General features: G+C 65.9%; 14 protein-coding genes and 1 tRNA gene. 8 read left to right on the forward strand and 7 right to left on the reverse strand.

Annotation, left to right across the window (positions count from 1 at the left end):
- A partial coding sequence (locus tag EOA33_RS06580) for an NAD(P)/FAD-dependent oxidoreductase (protein ID WP_145989079.1) occupies window positions 1-809 on the reverse strand: 809 nt, incomplete at its 3' end.
- Between the two features lie 119 nt (window positions 810-928).
- Between EOA33_RS06580 and EOA33_RS06585 the strand changes: the two genes are divergently transcribed.
- The 5 genes from EOA33_RS06585 to EOA33_RS06610 all read left to right on the forward strand — a co-directional run bounded on the left by EOA33_RS06585 (window position 929) and on the right by EOA33_RS06610 (window position 7,851).
- The gene (locus tag EOA33_RS06585; protein ID WP_127405262.1) at window positions 929-1,720 is read left to right on the forward strand and encodes a cyclase family protein; all 792 of its coding nucleotides are present in this window, start codon (window positions 929-931) and stop codon (window positions 1,718-1,720) included.
- A 310-nt stretch (window positions 1,721-2,030) separates the two neighbouring features.
- A complete protein-coding gene (locus tag EOA33_RS06595; protein ID WP_127405264.1) occupies window positions 2,031-3,602 on the forward strand; it encodes an NAD(P)/FAD-dependent oxidoreductase in 1,572 nt (523 codons plus the stop codon).
- Window positions 3,602-4,084, forward strand: coding sequence for a MarR family transcriptional regulator (locus EOA33_RS06600; protein ID WP_127405265.1), 483 nt, complete (start codon window positions 3,602-3,604; stop codon window positions 4,082-4,084). The genes EOA33_RS06595 and EOA33_RS06600 overlap by 1 nt, the downstream gene beginning before the upstream one ends.
- 49 nt (window positions 4,085-4,133) lie before the next feature.
- Complete coding sequence (locus EOA33_RS06605; protein WP_127405266.1) at window positions 4,134-6,287, forward strand: indolepyruvate ferredoxin oxidoreductase subunit alpha; 2,154 nt, start codon at window positions 4,134-4,136, stop codon at window positions 6,285-6,287.
- The gene (locus tag EOA33_RS06610) at window positions 6,280-7,851 is read left to right on the forward strand and encodes an indolepyruvate oxidoreductase subunit beta family protein (protein WP_127405267.1); all 1,572 of its coding nucleotides are present in this window, start codon (window positions 6,280-6,282) and stop codon (window positions 7,849-7,851) included. Before EOA33_RS06605 ends, EOA33_RS06610 begins: the two co-directional genes overlap by 8 nt.
- A gap of 122 nt (window positions 7,852-7,973) precedes the next feature.
- Here the strand turns inward: EOA33_RS06610 and EOA33_RS06615 are convergent.
- A tRNA-Thr gene (locus tag EOA33_RS06615) sits at window positions 7,974-8,049 on the reverse strand.
- Window positions 8,050-8,403: 354 nt separating this feature from the next.
- On the opposite strand from EOA33_RS06615, the gene EOA33_RS06620 reads away from it, so the two are divergent.
- A complete protein-coding gene (locus EOA33_RS06620; protein ID WP_127405268.1) occupies window positions 8,404-9,588 on the forward strand; it encodes a hypothetical protein in 1,185 nt (394 codons plus the stop codon).
- Between the two features lie 12 nt (window positions 9,589-9,600).
- Here the strand turns inward: EOA33_RS06620 and EOA33_RS06625 are convergent, their stop codons facing one another.
- The gene (locus EOA33_RS06625) at window positions 9,601-11,202 is read right to left on the reverse strand and encodes a cisplatin damage response ATP-dependent DNA ligase (protein ID WP_127405269.1); all 1,602 of its coding nucleotides are present in this window, start codon (window positions 11,200-11,202) and stop codon (window positions 9,601-9,603) included.
- Between the two features lies 1 nt (window position 11,203).
- On the reverse strand, window positions 11,204-12,214 hold the full coding sequence (locus EOA33_RS06630) for a ligase-associated DNA damage response exonuclease (protein WP_127405270.1): 1,011 nt from the start codon (window positions 12,212-12,214) through the stop codon (window positions 11,204-11,206).
- A gap of 106 nt (window positions 12,215-12,320) precedes the next feature.
- On the opposite strand from EOA33_RS06630, the gene EOA33_RS06635 reads away from it, so the two are divergent.
- Together EOA33_RS06635 and EOA33_RS06640 are read left to right on the forward strand one after the other, a co-directional pair.
- Entirely contained in the window at window positions 12,321-13,253 is a 933-nt protein-coding gene (locus tag EOA33_RS06635) for a methyltransferase domain-containing protein (protein ID WP_127405271.1), read from the forward strand.
- A 97-nt stretch (window positions 13,254-13,350) separates the two neighbouring features.
- On the forward strand, window positions 13,351-13,725 hold the full coding sequence (locus tag EOA33_RS06640) for a hypothetical protein (RefSeq protein ID WP_126056714.1): 375 nt from the start codon (window positions 13,351-13,353) through the stop codon (window positions 13,723-13,725).
- 4 nt (window positions 13,726-13,729) lie between these two features.
- Here EOA33_RS06640 and EOA33_RS06645 read toward each other — a convergent pair whose 3' ends face one another.
- The 3 genes from EOA33_RS06645 to EOA33_RS06655 all read right to left on the reverse strand — a co-directional run.
- Entirely contained in the window at window positions 13,730-14,671 is a 942-nt protein-coding gene (locus EOA33_RS06645) for a glyoxylate/hydroxypyruvate reductase A (protein WP_127405273.1), read from the reverse strand.
- A gap of 48 nt (window positions 14,672-14,719) precedes the next feature.
- On the reverse strand, window positions 14,720-16,348 hold the full coding sequence (locus EOA33_RS06650) for an ABC transporter ATP-binding protein (protein WP_127405272.1): 1,629 nt from the start codon (window positions 16,346-16,348) through the stop codon (window positions 14,720-14,722).
- Window positions 16,345-17,447 (reverse strand): ABC transporter permease (locus EOA33_RS06655; protein ID WP_145989080.1); only part of this gene is annotated, 1,103 nt, incomplete at its 5' end. The genes EOA33_RS06655 and EOA33_RS06650, both read right to left, overlap by 4 nt.

Raw genomic sequence — 17,447 nt, forward strand, 5'->3', positions numbered from 1 at the left:
AGATCACGGCCGCCGGCGACCGTGATCTCGGCGACCTCGGCGCCGGTTGCGATCTTGCCGGCAGCCGCCGTCACCATGCCGGCAAGCGCGCGGATCATGGTGTCGGCGCCGCCCTTGCCCAGCACCATGCCGAAACTCTGGTTGGCCATCGATTCCAGATAGGGGAACACGGCGCCGCCGGCGATGTCCGGCGCGAAGTCGAGATGCATGCCCCAGGCGGCGAGCGTCGCGCGCACATGCGGCGTCTCGAAGTTTTCTTCGAGCCACGCGCGGGGCGAGGAGAGCAGCAGTCGGCCGGTGTCGAGCGCGCCGGCAACGCCCTTCTTGCGCCAGAGCTTCCAGGCCGTGCCGGCCAGCGCACGGGTGCTCATCGGCGAGCCCAGCAGCCGGAACAGATGCTCGGCTTCGCCCGGAAAGGCGGCGACAAGACGCCGCCAAGTATCGGCGTCCGCTGCGGAGAAGGCGGCCAGCCGCGCGGCGGTCTTCTCCAGGTCGTTGCTGACGCCGAACCATTTGCCGTCCGGGAAGGCGCTGGCGAAACAGTCCGCCACCGGAGCGAATTCCAGCCCCTGGTTTTTCAATTCATTTGCATATTTCCGGTGGAAGGCTGAGCCGGCGAACAGGCTCAGATTCATCGCGCCGAAATCGTGGCGGAAGCCGGGTAAGGTGAATTCGCGGGTTTGCACCGCGCCGCCGATTGCCGCACTGCGTTCAAAAACGGCTGTTTTCCAGCCTTTGCGCGCCAGATGCGCGGCGCATGCCAGACTGTTGTGGCCCGCCCCGACAAAGATGGCGTCGAACTCGCTCACGCCTCGCCCCAAAATGCTTTATGCTTAAAGATAATTGCAGATGCATATGTTTTCGTCTAGTAGGATATTAAGGGCCGCAACGAGCCTCGATCTTCATCGACAAAGAGGGAACTGAGACCATGGACACGCAAAAACTCCTCGGCGAGGTCGCCGGCCAGCTGCTTTCGGGCGCCATCCGCGTGGTCGACCTGTCGGCGCCGCTCGGGCCGAACACGCCGCTGATCAAGCTGCCGCCGGAGCTCGCCGTCGACACGCCGAAGGTCGAGATCCACGCCATCTCCAAATATGACAAGAACGGGCCGTGGTGGGCCTGGAACTGGCTGAAGCTCGGCGAGCATTCGGGCACGCATTTCGATGCGCCGCAGCACTGGATCACCGGCAAGGACTATCCGGACGGCGCCACCGACACCATTCCGGCGCAGAATTTCGTCGGCCCGGTCAATGTCATCGACTGCTCGACGGAATCGGCCGCCGACCACGATTTCCTGCTCACCGTCGACCACATCAAGGCCTGGGAAGCCAAGCATGGCGCCATCAATGCCGGCGAGTGGGTGGTGATGCGCACCGACTGGTACAAGCGCAACGGCTCGGAAGCCGCTTTCCTCAACGCCAACGAAACCGGCCCGCACACGCCGGGCCCGACGGCGGAAGCCATCCAGTTCCTGATCGGCAAGGACATCAAGGGCTGGGGCTCGGAGACCATCGGCACCGATGCCGGCAAGGCCGGCGGCATGGAGCCGCCGTTCCCGGCGCACACGCTGATGCACAAGGCCAACCGCTATGGTCTGGCCAGCCTCTGCAACCTCGACCAGCTGCCGCCGAAAGGCGCGATCCTGATCGCCGCGCCGCTCAAGATCGAGCATGGCACCGGCAGCCCGATCCGCGCCCTGGCGCTGGTGCCGGGCAAATAGGGCGAGGTGGCGGTCTTCGGGAGAAGATCATGCTCGCAGGCAATGTCGTGATGATGAAGTCGAGACGGCCGTCTTGGAGCGTCAGCGCTCTGCGGCGCCCCCCTCTGTCCTGCCGGGCATCTCCCCCACTTGGGGGGAGATTGGCAGTTTCGGCGCCCCGCTCAACCCTGCAACGAGGACAATTGGCGAAAGCCGTGATGCAAGCTGATCTCCCCCCTTGTGGGGGAGATGCCCGGCAGGGCAGAGGGGGGCGCGCAGGAACGCGGCTTTGCGCGATTGACCTTCAACTGCCAGCACCCGGGAGCATCCAATGAACGCCCCCGACCACATCATCGTCGGCAGCGGCATCAACGCCCTCGTCTGCGCGGCGATGCTGGGCGGCAAGGGGGCGAAGGTGCTCATGCTGGAGCGCAACGACCGCATCGGCGGCTGCATGCGCACCGAGGAGATCACCGCGCCCGGCTTCGTCCATGACGTGATGGCGACGACCTTCGTGCTGTTCATCACCTCGCCGGCCTTTGCAGCCCTTGGCAAGGACCTGGCGCGGCATGGGTTGGAATTCTGCCACACCGCGACCCCGACCGGCGTGCTGAGGCCCGACGGCAGCCATGCCGTGCTCAGCACCGACCGCGCCGCCAACATCGCGGCGCTCAACAAGGTCGCCTCGGGCGACGGCGACCGCCACGGCAACGATGTCGGTGGCGTCGAACGCAATGCCGGCCTGCTGTTCGGCCTGCTCGGCGGCGTCTTGTGGTCCTATCCGACGACCAAGCTGCTCACCGGCGAAGCCTGGCGGCGCGGGCCGCGCAACCTTGCCGCCTTCCTCGGCGAGGCGCTGGCGCCGGCGCGCGGCTGGCTGGAGACGGCCTACACATCCGAGACGATCCGTGCGCTCTGGGCGCCCTGGGTGCTGCATGCCGGCCTCGGGCCGGAAGACGCCTTTTCCGGTCAGATCGCCAAGGTCATTGCGTTTGCGCTGGAGGCTGCCGGCGCGCCGATCGTCAAGGGCGGCGCGAAGAACCTGCTCGCCGCCTTCGAGGCGCTGATCAAGGAGCGCGGCGGCGTGATCTCCACCGACGCGGACGTCGCCTCCATCATCCTCGAAGGCGGCCGCGCCACCGGTGTGCGGCTGGCCTCTGGCGAAACGGTGCACGCAAAAAAGAGCGTCATCTGCTCGGTCACGCCGACCCAGCTTTATGGCCGCCTGCTCGGCAGGGATGCGCCGGAAGCGGCTGTCGATGCGACGCGCGAATATCGCTACGGCAAGGGCAACTTCCAGATCCACTATGCCTTGAGCAAGCCGCCGGCCTGGCCCGGCGAGGGGCTGGACAAGGTGGCGTTGCTGCATCTGACGCCCGGCCTCGACGGCGTCTCCAAAGCCTGCAACGAAGCGCTGCGCGGCCTGCTGCCGGAAGTGCCGACCATCTGCGTCGGCCAGCCGCACGCGCTCGATCCGTCGCGTTGCCCGGCGGGCAAGGCGATCCTCTGGCTGCAGCTGCCCGAGTCGCCGCGCCACATCAAGGGCGATGCCGCCGGCAAGCTCGCGGCTCCGGCGGACGGGCAATGGACCGCCGAGCTGCGCGAGGCCTATGCCGACCGCGTCGAAGCGATCCTCGCCAACCACATCGACGGCTTCAGCGGCAGTGTGATCGCGCGTCGTGCCTATTCGCCGGCCGACCTCGAAGCGATGAACATCAACCTGGTCGGCGGCGATCCCTATGGCGGCTCGTCGACCATCGACCAGGCCTTCCTGTGGCGGCCGTTCAAGGCAAGCCGCAACCATGCGACCGGCATCAAGAACCTCTACCACATCGGCGCCTCGACCCATCCGGGCGCCGGGCTTGGCGGCGGCTCCGGCTACCTGCTGGCGGGGAGGCTGTGATGGAGGAGAAGGTCCAGCAGAAGCGCCAGCGCATCTCGACCCTGGGCGAGATCGGCCTGCAGCATTTCGCGCCCTACCTGATGAACCGCATCATGGGCCGCTACAACGCCACGCTGCGCGAGGATTTCCGCAAGCAGGGCCTGACCATTCCGCAGGTCCGCACGCTGGCCGTGCTGTCGGTGACCGACGGCGTCACCGTCAATGACCTCTCGGTCTACACGGTGATCGAGCAGTCGACCTTGAGCCGGACGCTCGACACGCTTGAGGGGCAGGGCCTGGTGCGGCGTGAACAGGGTGTCTCCGACAGCCGTTTCCGCCACGTGTTCCTGACCGACGACGGGCGGGCCCTGTTCACCCGCGCGTGGCCGGCCATGCACGATGCCTTCGAGGCCATGTTCGACGGCGTCGACGGCGCCGAATACGCCGCGCTGATCGCGATCCTGCAGAAGATGCTGAAGAACATCCGCAAGCACGACATTTGAGTTTGACGTACGCGCCGCCGGATGCCGGCGGCAACTGAAGGAGGCCACAATGGCCGAACGGTCTTTTGCCAAGGAAGTCGAAAAGCTCCGCCTCGGCGCCGGCCAGGAGTTTGCCGGCGAGGGCATTCTCGCCATCACCAAGGCGCTGCTGCAATGCGGCGTCGGCTATGTCGGCGGCTACCAGGGTGCGCCGATCAGCCACTTGATGGACGTGCTCGCCGACGCTCAGGACATTCTCGGAGAGCTCGGCGTGCATTTCGAGGCAAGCGCCTCGGAAGCCACCGCCACCGCCATGCTCGCGGCCTCGGTGCACTACCCGATCCGTGGGGCCGCCACCTTCAAGTCGACGGTCGGCACCAATGTCGCCTCCGATGCGCTGGCCAACCTGGCGTCGGGCGGCGTCACCGGCGGGGCGCTGATCATCGTCGGCGAAGATTACGGCGAGGGTTCCTCGATCATGCAGGAGCGCAGCCACGCCTTCGCCATGAAGAGCCAGGTCTGGCTGCTCGATCCGCGGCCGAACCTGCCCTCGATCGTCAAGGCGGTCGAGGACGGCTTCGAGCTGTCGGAGGCCTCCAACACGCCTGTCATGCTGCAGGTGCGCATCCGCTGCTGCCACGTCCACGGCCACTTCATCGCCAAGGACAACAAGCGCCCGCCAATGTCGGTGGCCGATGCGCTGGAAGCGCCGCGCCGCGATACCGGTCGCATCGTGCTGCCGCCCGCTTCCTTCCTGCACGAGAAGGAAAAGGTCGCCAAGCGCTGGCCGGCGGCGGTCGACTTCATCAGGAGCCGCAAGATCAACGAGATCTTCGGCTCCGATCACGGCTCGGTCGGCATCGTCATGCAGGGCGGCATGTACAATTCGGTCATCCGCGCGCTGCAGCGGCTCGGCCTCGCCGACACCTATGGCGACACCGACGTGTCGCTCTATGTGCTGAACGCCGTCTATCCGCTGGTCGACGACGAATTCCTCGCCTTCTGCGAAGGCAAGCAGGCGGTTCTGGTCGTGGAGGAGGGCCAGCCCAACTACATCGAGCAGGCCCTCGCGGCTATGCTGCACAAGGCCGGCCGCGGCACCAGGCTGGTCGGCAAGGAGCATTTGCCGATGGCCGGCGAATACACCGGTCAGGTCATGCTCGACGGCATCGGCTCCTTCCTGCGGGCCAACGCTCCGCACCTGCTGCCGGGCGAGGTGAGGGCGCCGAACAGGCTCGGCGAAGGCATCGACACCGCCGATCTCGTCAATGTCGTTCCCGGCCGCCCGCCAGGCTTCTGCATCGGCTGTCCCGAGCGGCCGATCTTTGCCGCGACCAAGCTGGTCGAGCAGGAGCTCGGCAAGCACCACATCGCCTCCGATATCGGCTGCCACCTGTTCTCGATCATGCCGCCCTTCGAGCTCGGCGCCACCACCATGGGCTATGGGCTGGGTCCGGCCTCGGCCTCCGCGTTCAATTCGCCCGACGCCAAGCGCCGCTCAATCTCTTTCGTTGGTGACGGCGGCTTCTGGCACAACGGCCTGACCTCCTCGATCGGCAACGCGGTCTTCAACAAGAACGACGGCGTCATCGTCATCGTTGACAACTTTTACTCGGCCGCCACCGGCGGCCAAGACATCTTGTCCTCCCGTGCGAGCAACAGGACGAAATCGACCAAGCATCCGATCACCGAGGCGGTGAAAGGCATGGGCGTCAAGTGGCTGCGCCACATCGATCGCACCTACGATGTCGGCAAGATGCAGGCGACGCTCCGTGAGGCGCTGACTACCGAGGAGACGGGTCCTAAGGTCATCGTCGCGTCGTCCGAATGCATGCTGAACCGCCAGCGCCGCGAGAAGCCGCTGGTCGACAAGGCAATCAAGGGCGGCGAGCGGGTCGTGAAGCCGAAGTTCGGCGTCGACGAAGACATCTGCACCGGCGACCACGCCTGCATGCGGCTCTCCGGCTGTCCGTCGCTGTCGGTGAAGTCGCTCGACGATCCGCTGCGCGACGATCCGGTGGCATCGATCGACCAGAACTGCGTCGGCTGCGGTAATTGCGGCGAGGTGGCGGACGCCGCCGTGCTCTGCCCGTCCTTCTACCGTGCCGATGTGGTCCACAACCCCGGCCGCTGGGACTGCTTCCTGGAAAGCGCGCGTCGCGCCATGATCGGCCTTTTGCAGCGCCGCCGCGAAAGCCGTCGGCTGGTGTTCGCCGATGCTTGACGAGAACACAGCCTCGCGCCCGAGGACGGACGCCGCCGGTGACGAGCGGGTGATAAAACTCGCCGTGCTTGCCGTTGGCGGCCAGGGCGGCGGCGTGCTCGCCGACTGGATCACCGACGTCGCCGAGCGCAGCGGCTATATCGCCCAGTCAACCTCAGTGGCGGGCGTCGCCCAGCGTACCGGCGCGACGATCTATTACATCGAGATGGCCCGCGACACCGGCCGGCTGCCGGTCTTCGCGCTGTCGCCGTCGCAGGGCGATGTCGACATACTGATCGCCGCCGAGCTGATGGAGGCCGGTCGCGCCATCATCCGCGGCTTCGTCACGCCCGAGCGCACGACGCTGATCGCTTCCTCGCACCGCATCGCCGCCGTGTCGGAAAAGATCGAGCCCGGCGACGGCCGCGCCTCGTCCGAGAAGGTGCACGCGACGGCGCAAGCCGCGGCCAGGCGATTCATCGCCTTCGACATGGAAAAGATCGCCGCCGAGAATGGCACCATGATCTCGGCCAGCCTGCTCGGCGCGCTGGCCGGTTCAGATGCGCTGCCCTTTGCGCGGGACAACTATGAGCAGGCGATCGGCGGCGCCGGCGGCCGCGGCGTCAAAGCCAGCCTCGCCGCCTTCGCCGCCGCTTACGATCGCACGCGCGGCATCGCGGCTGCACCGGCAGGCGAGCAGGCGGCGAAACATGCCGTCACCGAAGCCAAGTCAACGGCGAAGGTCCGTGGACCGGAAATCTTGCTGAAAGGCTGGCAGGAGCTGGCCGCCCGCGTTGGTGCCTTGCCAAAGCCGGCGCGCGACATGGCCGAACGCGGCCTGAAAAAAGTCGTCGACTACCAGGACATCGCCTATGGCGGCGAGTATCTCGACCGGCTGGACAAGGCCGTCGCGCTGGATGGCCCGGAACACGCCTACGCGCTGTCGATCGCCGCGGCGAAACATCTCGCCAATGCCATGTGCTACGACGACATGATCCGCGTTGCCGATCTCAAGACCCGTTCGACCCGCGACAGGCGCGTGCGCAAGGAGGTCGGCGTCAAGGATGGAACGGTCCTGCAGCTGACGGAATATTTCCATCCGCGCATCGAGGAGTTCTGCGGCACGCTGCCGGCGGGTCTCGGCAGCTACATCGAGGACAGACCGAAGCTTGCCAACTTCCTCGACCGCCGCATCAATCGCGGCCGCCGCATCCGCACCGACAGCCTCACCGGCTTCGCAATGCTGTGGTTCATCGGCGGCCTGCGCCGCTGGCGCCGCCGCCTGCTGCGCCACAAGGTCGAGATGGAGCATCTGGAGCGCTGGTACGAACTGGCGCTCGTCCACGCCCGCGAAGATTACGTGCTTGGCACGGAAATCCTGAACTGCCGCAGGCTGATCAAGGGATACAGCGACACCCACGCCCGCGCCCAGTCAAAGTTCGACCGCGTGCTTTCGGCGCTCACCATGCTCAAGGGCCGCGATGATGCGGCCGACTGGATCCGCTGGCTGCGAGAAGCGGCGCTGAAGGACGAGAAAGGCGACATGCTCGATGGCGCGCTGAAGACGGTGGCGACGCTGGGATAAGGGATGCAGCGTCGCAAGCTATCCCGGAAGAAAACCTGGTTTGCGGCGCGATCCAGGGCCGCGACAATGATCGAGATGCCTCGAGCGTTTTTGTCGCAGGGAATGGGAACCCGGGGGGAAACTGGTGCCGCTTGCGTGACTCGAACACGCGACCCCATCATTACGAATGATGTGCTCTACCAACTGAGCTAAAGCGGCCCGGGAAGCGCTAGGCCTCCAAGATGGGCTGGGTGATAGACTCAACCCGCCGCGAATTCAAGATGGCTTGCGGCGAATTCAAATAACCAACCGCGAATTCGAGCCGGAACCCGGCAATTCGTGTTGTGCTGATCCGGGCTGGAAGGATCTGTCCAGACGATGCGCCGCATGCCGAAACGCCGTATTGGGCGGTCGGTGTGGGACGGCCTCGGCGAAATATGTTGATTTCCTTGTAAAAAACCGCCGAAATCGGGTTTGTCCGGGCGCGCCGCGCAGAATGCGGCCGCCGGCCCGTTGATTGATTGGCCGCCTGCCGCTAACGATCATGGCAGGAAACGTGCAGAGGGATTTGGCTTGGACGCGATCGAAAAAGCGATCCGCAACGCCTTCGAGAAGGGCAATGCCGAGGACCGCGTCTTTCGCGAGCGGGTCTATCGTTCGGCCTTTGCCGCGCTCGACCGCGTTCTGCAGGCCAATCCCAACGTGACCGTGGAATTGGCCATCAAGCGCCGCAAGGCGGTGCAGGCCAAGATCGCCGAGATCGAATCGGAGTTCCTGCCGGCGGTTCCCGATGTCGCCGCGTTGGACGAGAGCGCCACGCCGGCGGCGGCCTCTGAAATCGCCGTGCCAGCCGAGACCGCCGCGCCGGCGCCCCCGGTGGAACCGCCGACGCAAGCCACACCTGCCCAGCCATCGCCTGCGATCGTGGTCGACGGGCCGATGCAGTCTTCGGCCGCCGATGCGCCGCGCTCGCGTGTGCTGCCTGTCGTGCCCGACATCATGCCGGGCGACCTTCCCGACGCCCCGACTCTCGATACGCCTGCATCCGCCGCGGCGGAAGACGGCGAGGCGGAGGTCGCGCCAGATCGCGACGAGCGTCGGATCAGGGGGCGGCGCCTGCCGTTGACGGCGATCTTCCTCGGCGTGACGCTGCTGGCGGCCGCCGGTATCGGTATCTACTTCGCCAAGGAGACCGGCGTCTTCAAGACCGCGGCCGAGCTCGACACCGGCCCGCCCCAGGCGCCGCCGACGGTCGAGGACGACGAGGCGGCCGAGCCGCCCGCCGGGTCGCCGGAAAAGCAGGGCGACGCCGCGCAGCAGCGCGAGTGGATCAATGTCTTCTCACCTGCGGACCCGACCCATGTCGCGGCACCGGCCGATGCCAAGGCCGAGGTGATGCAGGACGACACCGGCTCATTCCTGCGCATCCGCTCCGGCGCGTCAGGCTCGGCCATCGCCTTTGACGTCGGCCAGGGCGTGCTGGAAAAGCTGGTCGGCAAGCATGCCATGTTCGACATCGTCGCGCGCTCGGAAGAGGGCAAGGAGACGCAGATCTCGGTCGACTGCAATTTCGGCGAGCTCGGTGATTGCGGCCGCAAGCGTTATGCGGTCGGGCACGAGCGCAACGAGTATCTGTTCGACGTCCAGTTCCCGGACAAGCATCCGGGCGCGGCCGGCACCATCGCCGTCAACTCCGACTTCGACAAGCAGGGCAAGTCGGTCGACATCTATGAGATCCGCGTCTCAATCGCGCAGTAATGTCGATTGCAGCTAGCGGTCGAGCAGCGCCTGCAGCGTCTCGATGCGGTCGGCCTCGGCCGCGGGCTTGTCCCAGCGCAGCCGCGAAATGCGCGGAAAGCGCATGGCGACGCCCGATTTGTGCCGGGTCGAGCGGTTGAGCCCCTCGAACGCCACCTCCAGTACCAGGCCGTTGTCGCGGTCGGCCCGCACCGAGCGCATCGGGCCGAAGCGCTCGACCGTGTTGTCGCGGACATATTTGTCGATTTGCTTCAGCTCCTCGTCGGTGAAGCCGAAATAGGCCTTGCCGACGGGCACCAGTTCCTCGGACCCTTCCGTGCCTGACCAGACGCCGAACGTGTAATCGGAGTAGAAACTGGAGCGCTTGCCATGGCCGCGCTGTGCATACATCAGCACCGCATCGACCGTGTGCGGATCGCGCTTCCACTTGAACCACGGACCCTTCGGCCGCCCGGCTAGATAGGGCGAATCCCAACGCTTCAGCATCACCCCTTCGATGATCGGATGCGGCGGCGCCTGCCGCAGTTGTTCGAGCGCCTGCCATTCGGGGAATTCGACCAGCGGCGAAAGGTCGAAACGGCTGGGGTCGAGGGTGCCGATGAAGGCCTCGAGGCGAGCCCGTCTTTCGCGGAAGGGCAGCGTGCGCAAATCCTCGCCGCCGATCTGCAGCGCGTCGTAGCAGCGCATGAACGCTGGATATTGCTGCTGGATCTTCTGCGACACACTCTTGCGGTTCAGCCGCTGCTGCAGGTCCGAAAACGTGCCGGTCGCCTGGCGGGGGTCGCCGACCAGCAGTTCGCCGTCGAGCGCCGCTTCGAAAGCCATTGCCGTGGCAAGATCCGGGAAGGCACCGGAGACGTCGTCGCCGGTGCGCGAATAGAGCCGGCGGATGCCACCCTCGCACACCGCCTGGACGCGGATGCCGTCCCATTTCCATTCGGCCGCATAGTCGGCCGGATCGAGCTTTTCGAGATCGCCGTCGCCGACAGGATTGGCCAGCATCACCGGACTGAACAGGGCAAGCGCGGTCCGCTCCGGCTTGCCGGCCTTGCCTTCAAGCCAGGCGAACAGCGTGGTGTATGGCGGCGTCAGGCCGTGCCACAGCTCCTCGATTTCGGTGACGTCGACCTTGCCGAGATCGGCCAGCGCCTGTTTTGCCAGCCGCGCCGACACGCCGATGCGCAGGCCGCCGGTCACCAGCTTGATGATGGCAAAGCGCGCCGAAATGCTGGCGCTGTCGAGCAGCCTCGCCAGCACCTGCGGCCCGTCGGAGCGGCTCGCCGCCTGCAGTCTGCCGACCACCTCGGCCAGCGTCGGCGCATGGTTCGAGATATTTCCGGGCGCTTGCGGCCAGACCAGCGACACCGTCTCGGCGAGGTCACCGACATAGTCGTAGGAATAGCCGAACAGCACAGGGTCCATGCGCTCGACGACCAGCGCCCGCAGCATCGCCGGCTTGACCGCCGCGATCGACAGGTCCCCGGTTATCGCGGCGAGCGCCAGCCCGCGGTCGGGGTCTTCGACGCTGCGGAAATAGTCGGTCAGCAGCGTCAGCTTGCCGTTGCGCGACGGCGTCAGCACGAGGCGATCGAGGAGTTCGGCGAAGCGGTTCAACTCAATCGCCCTCGTCCTCATAGCCGACAAGATGCAGCGGCCGCGCCGCGATGCCTTCCAGCTCGCACCAGCGCACCAGCGCCTCCTCGCGGCCATGCGTCACCCAGATTTCCGCCGCGCCCGTCTCCTTGATCGTGGTGGTCAGCTCGTCCCAGTCGGCATGGTCGGAGATGATCAGCGGCAGTTCGACGCCGCCCTGCTTGGCGCGCTGGCGGATGCGCATCCAGCCCGAGGCGAAGCAGGAGATCGGATCGGGGAAGCGCCGCGCCCAGCGGTCGGCGAAGGCCGCCGGCGGGCCGACGACGATGGCGCCCGCGAAATCATCCTTGCCGCCGCTGTCGACCGTTGCTGGGTCGAGCTGGCCGAGGTCGATGCCCTGGCGCTGGTAATATTCGCTGAGCTTCGCCAGCGCGCCATGAATATAGATCGGCCTGTCGTAGCCGCAGTCGCGCAAGAGCCGCATGACGCGCTGTGCCTTGCCGAGCGCATAGGCGCCGATCAGGTGCGAGCGCTCCGGAAACTGCGCCGCCGATTTCAGCAGCCGGGCGATTTCCTCGGTGTCTGGCGGATGGCGGAACACTGGCAGGCCGAACGTCGCCTCGGTGATGAAGATGTCGCAAGGGATCGGCTCGAACGTCTGGCAGGTGTCGTCCTTCTGGCGCTTGTAGTCGCCGGAAGCGACGATGCGCATGCCGCGATGCTCGACCGCGATCTGCGCCGAGCCCAGCACATGGCCCGCCGGATGAAAGCTGACCGACACGCCGTTGAGGTCGATCGTCTCGCCGAGGACGGCGGCCTGCGTGGTCCCGGCAAAATCCTCGCCATAGCGCAACGCCATGATGTCGAGCGTCTGCCGGGTCGCGAGCACCGAGCCGTGGCCGGAGCGCGCATGGTCGGAGTGGCCGTGCGTGATCAGCGCGCGTTCCACCGGCCGCACCGGGTCGATGAAGAAATCGCCGGGCGGGCAGTAGAGGCCCTCGGGGCGGGGCTTGAGCAGGTCGCTGGCGCGCATGGCTTCAAGATAGTGGCTAAATCCGGCGCGGGAAGCCTGTTGCCAGAGACTGCTGACTCATTCTACAGCCAGCCGCCGGTCCGATCGCCGGTGGGATCCTTGCACCATGAAACCGTTCCAGGCCTCGTCCGGCGACCTGACCGCCGACCGCCGCGCCGACTTCGCCGAGATGCTCGGCGCCTCCGGCGATCCCACTGCTGCGGCGGAGCTGCTGCTTGGTGCGCTGGAGCTGGCGCCGCAATGGTCGGCCGGCTGGTTCCGCCTCGGCGAGATGCAGGAAGCCGCCGGCCAGCCCGATCAGGCCGCGCAGGCCTGGGCGATGGCGTTGCGGCTGGAGCCTGCGGACCGGCTGGGCGCCGCGCTGAAGCTGCAACTCGCCGGCAAGGCGCCGACGGCCGCGGCTCCGCCCAGCGCTTTCGTCGAGACGCTGTTCGACCACTATGCCGAGAGCTTCGAGGACATGCTCGTCAACAAGCTCGGCTACCGGATGCCCGAATTACTCGACCAGGCCATTCGATCGGTCCGGCCAGGGCGCTTATCGCTGGCACTCGATCTCGGCTGCGGGACCGGCCTGATGGGCGAAAGGCTGCGGCCGATCGTCGACCGGCTCGAGGGCTACGACATCTCCGCCGCCATGCTGCGGAAGGCGCGGGCCAAAGGCGTCTACGATCGACTCGTCAAGGCCGACCTGCAGGATCTTGTCTACGCCGGTCCCAAAGCCGACCTCGTGGTCGCGGCCGACGTCTTCATCTATGTCGGCGCGCTTGAGGGCATTGTGAGGACAGTCGCCGGCATGCTTGCCGAGGATGGGTTGTTTGCGTTCTCTGTCGAGACGCTGGCCGACACGGAACCGGCCGGCGGCGATAGCTTCGCGCTGCGGCCGTCACGCCGCTACGCGCATTCCGAGGCCTATGTGGGGATCGTCCTGGCCGCTAACGGACTTTCCGTCCGGTGGCTTCAACGCACGGTCATCCGGCACGACCGCCGCGAGCCAATAGATGGCCTGGCCGTGGTGGCGGGCAAATCACCAACGCTGTGATCCCCCTCTGTCCCCGCCGAGCTCCGTTTGCTGCGAAAAAGCCCGAATCGCGTGTCGGGGTTGCGCTGGGCGGATACCGAAAAGAGAGGAAGATACCATGCGCTGGAAGATCATGGTTTTGGCCTCGTGCCTGGCAACGGCCGGCTGCGTCGGCGGCACCTCGATGTCGGAACGCCAGGACGAGGACGTGCAGTCCTCGCTGCAATACGACAACGTGCCTTGCGATCAGCTGATTGCCCAGCGCAACGCCCTGGCCGAGCAAAGCCAACTGCCGACAACGGCTAAGACGACCTTCTCCAATCCGGCCATGGGCTTCGGCCCGTTCACACCGGATATGCGTTCGAAGGCCAGGCGCGATGCCGACAAGGCGGCAGGCCAGATCGACGCCATGAACCGATCGATCGAACGCCGGGACTGCGGCAAGCCGGCGAAGAAGAACAAGTTCGAGCTGCCCGGGTCAAAACCTTCCTGAGGATTTAGTAGCCGGCCTCGCGGTCGACGACATTGTCGAGCTTCTCGCCGCGCTCGTACGCCGCCATCTGCCGCAGCATGATCGGCACCAGATGCACGGGATCCGAGGTCGCCGCCGCATGCGGCGTCACGAACACTTTCGGATGCGCCCATAGCGGGCTGGTCTTCGGCAACGGCTCGACCTCGAACACGTCGAGGCTCGCCTCCTTCAGCGTGCCGTCGTCCAGCGCGCGCAGGATGTCGGCGTCCTTCTGCAGGCGTCCGCGTCCGGCATTGATCAGCACCGAGCCGCCGAGGCCGTTGCGCCTGCGCAGCTCCTTCAGGAGACTGTAGCTGACGATGCCTTGCGTCTGGGCCGTCAGCGGCAAGAGCACCACCAATATGTCGGTGGCGTTGAGGAAGGGGATCAGCCCGGCCTCGCCCGCATAGGTGGAAACACCTTTCATCGGCCGCTCGGAGCGCGACCAGCCATTGACCGCGAAGCCGAGCGACAGCAACACCGATGCCGCGGCGCGGCCGAGATTGCCGAGCCCCATGATGCCGACCGAGATGTCGCCGGCCGGGCGCTGCGGCGGCTCGTGCCAGGTCTTCTTCTTCTGCTGCGCCTGATAGAGCATGCCCTGGCGGTGATGGTCGAGCACGCGCCAAACCACGTACTCGGTCATGTATTGGGTGAGGTTGTCGGCGACTACCTTGACGATCGGCACGTCGGGCAGGCCGGGATCGGCGAAGATGTGGTCGACGCCGGCGCCGATCGAGAAGATGGCGCGCAGATTGGGCAGGGACGAAAGTAGATTGGCCTTCTGCTTCCACACCACCGCATAGGTGATCGAAGGATCGCTGGCGCCGTCCGGCTCCAGCACCACCTCGCGCTCGGCCGAGAGCAGCTCGCGCCAACGCTGCGGATGAAAGCCGGTGACGGCAAGCAGGACGCGGCCCTTTTCCATGTGCGGATTTTTCTTCCCAGTCATTTCAGTTCTGGCCTTGGGCTCAACCTACTCGCTGACCACACCGGTCGGTGCCGTCTCGATCCGGAATGCGGCCGAGATCAGCGCCCGAGTATAGTCCGTTTGCGGGCTGCCAAAAATCTGTTCTGACGGCCCGGTTTCGACGATCTGGCCATTGCGCATGACGATGACGTCGTTGGCAAGCGCGCGGATGACTTTCAGGTCGTGGCTGATGAACAGATAGGCGAGATCATGCTTGACCTGCAGGTTGCGCAACAGGTCGACGACCTGCGCCTGCACGCTCATGTCGAGGGCCGAGGTCGGCTCGTCCAGCATGACGAAGCGCGGGTTGAGCACCATGGCGCGGGCGATCGCCACGCGCTGGCGCTGGCCGCCGGAGAATTCGTGCGGGTAGCGGTTGCGCGTCTCGGGATCGAGACCGACCTCTTTCAGCACGTCGACGACCTTGTCGTCGCGCTGGTCGGGCGTGAGCTTCGGCTCGTGGATCTTAAGCCCTTCCTCGATGATCTCGGCGATCGACATGCGCGGGCTGAGCGAGCCGAATGGATCCTGGAAGACGATCTGCAACTCGCGCCGGAGCGGCCGCATGGCATTGAAGGAGAGCTGGTTGATGTCGCGCCCGTCGAACTGGATGGTTCCGGTCGACGAGATCATCCTGGCCAGCGCCAGCCCAAGCGTCGTCTTGCCCGAGCCGGATTCACCGACCACGCCGAGCGTCTGGCCGGCGCGCACGGTGACGTCGATGCCGTCCACCGCCTTCACATTGTCGACGGTGCGGCGGAAGAAGCCGCGCCTGATCGGGAACCAGACCTTGATGTCCTTCCCCGTCATCACCGCCTTGGCGTCCGCGTTGGCGGCAGGCGGCTTGCCTTTGGGCTCGGCCGCCAGCAAGTGCTTGGTATAGGCATGCTGCGGGTTGGCGAAGATGTCCTTGGTCGGGCCGCTCTCGACGATCTTGCCCTTGGTCATCACGCAGACTCGGTCGGCGATCTTCCGGACGATGCCGAGATCATGGGTGATGAACAGCATCGACATGCCCTTGCGGGCCTTCAGCTTCGCCAGGAGTTCGAGAATCTGCGCCTGCACGGTGACGTCGAGCGCCGTCGTCGGCTCGTCGGCAATCAAAAGCTCCGGCTCGTTGGCCAGCGCCATGGCGATCATGACGCGCTGGCGCTGGCCGCCGGACAGCTGGTGCGGATAGGCGTCGAGCCGCTTTTCCGGCTCGCGGATGCCGACCTCGTTGAGCAGTTCCAGCGTGCGGGCGCGGGCCTGCCGGTCGCCAAGCCCCTGGTGCAGCTTCAGCACCTCGACGATCTGCTGCTCAATCGTATGCAGCGGATTGAGCGAGGTCATCGGCTCCTGAAAGATCATGGTGATCTTGTTGCCGCGCACGCGCCTCAGCGCCCGCTCGTCCATGGACAACAGGTCGGAGCCCTGGAACAGGATCCGACCCGACGGGTGGCTGGCTGTCGGATAGGGCAGCAGTTTCAGCACCGACAGCGCCGAGACCGACTTGCCGGAACCGGACTCGCCGACCAGCGCCACCGTCTCGCCCTTGGCGATGTCGAAGGCGATATGGTCGACGGCCAGCGACTGCTTGCCGCCTTGCGCGAAGGCAACGCTCAAATCGCGAATGGAAAGCAGGGGCTCGCTCATTTGAACGTCTTGCGCGGATCGAAGGCGTCGCGCGTCGCCTCGCCGACGAAGACCAGCAGCGACAACATCAGCGAGATGACGATGAAGGCGGAGATGCCGAGCCACGGCGCGTTGAGGTTGCGCTGCGCCTGTTTCAGCATTTCGCCGAGCGAGGCCGAGCCCGGCGGCAGGCCGAAGCCGAGATAGTCGAGCGAGGTCAATGTCGAGATCGAGCCTGAAAGCAGGAAGGGCAGGAAGGTCAGCGTCGCCACCATGGCGTTGGGCAGAAGGTGGCGGAACATGATGGTCAGGTTGGGCACGCCAAGAGCGCGCGCGGCGTTGACATATTCGAAGTTGCGGGCGCGCAGGAACTCGGCCCTGACCACGCCCACCAGCGCCACCCAGGAGAACAAGAGCATCAGGCCGAGCAGGATGAAGAAGCCGGGCGGCAGGATGGCGGCCACGATGAGGAGCAGATAAAGCACCGGGATCGCCGACCAGATCTCGATGAAGCGCTGGAACAGAAGGTCTGTCCAGCCGCCGAAATAGCCCTGCATGGCGCCGGCCGCCACGCCGATCAGCGACGACCCCACCGTCAGGATCAGGCCGAACAGGACGGAGATCCTGAAGCCGTAGATAAGCCGCGCCAGCACGTCCCGCGCCTGGTCGTCGGTACCCAGCCAGTTCCAGTTGCCGACCGAGCAGTCCGGATCGGCGGCGCCTTGCGGGTATTGATTGCAGAGCGTCTTCTTGTCGTAGAGCCAGGACGGCTTGGTCGGTGCCGCCTCGGGAATGGCGTTGTTGACCGTCTGGTAGGAGTAGCGCACCGGCGGCCAGATCATCCAGCCATTGGCGTTGATCTCGTCCTGGATGACGGGGTCGCGATAATCGGTAACGGCATAAAAGCCGCCGAATTTCTCTTCCGGATAGGCGATCAGCACCGGAAACAGGATCTCGCCCTTGTAGGAGGCGATGATAGGCTTGTCGTTGGCGATGAACTCGGAAAACAGCGACAGCACGAACAGGATGAGAAAGATCCACAACGACCAGAAGCCGCGCCGGTTCGACTTGAAGTTCTGCAGGCGCCGCCGGTTGAGCGGCGACAGCCAGGGGCGGGCGA

It is taken from the genome of Mesorhizobium sp. M4A.F.Ca.ET.050.02.1.1 (genome assembly GCF_003997725.1).
GTDB lineage: Bacteria > Pseudomonadota > Alphaproteobacteria > Rhizobiales > Rhizobiaceae > Mesorhizobium.

What these genes read in the sequence shown, in the direction of transcription:
- EOA33_RS06585 (WP_127405262.1), top strand. Translation starts at nt 929, where the DNA reads ATGGACACGCAAAAACTCCTCGGCGAGGTCGCCGGCCAGCTGCTTTCG.
- EOA33_RS06595 (WP_127405264.1), top strand. Translation starts at nt 2,031, where the DNA reads ATGAACGCCCCCGACCACATCATCGTCGGCAGCGGCATCAACGCCCTC.
- EOA33_RS06600 (WP_127405265.1), top strand. Translation starts at nt 3,602, where the DNA reads ATGGAGGAGAAGGTCCAGCAGAAGCGCCAGCGCATCTCGACCCTGGGC.
- EOA33_RS06605 (WP_127405266.1), top strand. Translation starts at nt 4,134, where the DNA reads ATGGCCGAACGGTCTTTTGCCAAGGAAGTCGAAAAGCTCCGCCTCGGC.
- EOA33_RS06610 (WP_127405267.1), top strand. Translation starts at nt 6,280, where the DNA reads ATGCTTGACGAGAACACAGCCTCGCGCCCGAGGACGGACGCCGCCGGT.
- EOA33_RS06630 (WP_127405270.1), bottom strand. Translation starts at nt 12,214, where the DNA reads ATGCGCGCCAGCGACCTGCTCAAGCCCCGCCCCGAGGGCCTCTACTGC.
- EOA33_RS06635 (WP_127405271.1), top strand. Translation starts at nt 12,321, where the DNA reads ATGAAACCGTTCCAGGCCTCGTCCGGCGACCTGACCGCCGACCGCCGC.
- EOA33_RS06640 (WP_126056714.1), top strand. Translation starts at nt 13,351, where the DNA reads ATGCGCTGGAAGATCATGGTTTTGGCCTCGTGCCTGGCAACGGCCGGC.
- EOA33_RS06645 (WP_127405273.1), bottom strand. Translation starts at nt 14,671, where the DNA reads ATGGAAAAGGGCCGCGTCCTGCTTGCCGTCACCGGCTTTCATCCGCAG.
- EOA33_RS06650 (WP_127405272.1), bottom strand. Translation starts at nt 16,348, where the DNA reads ATGAGCGAGCCCCTGCTTTCCATTCGCGATTTGAGCGTTGCCTTCGCG.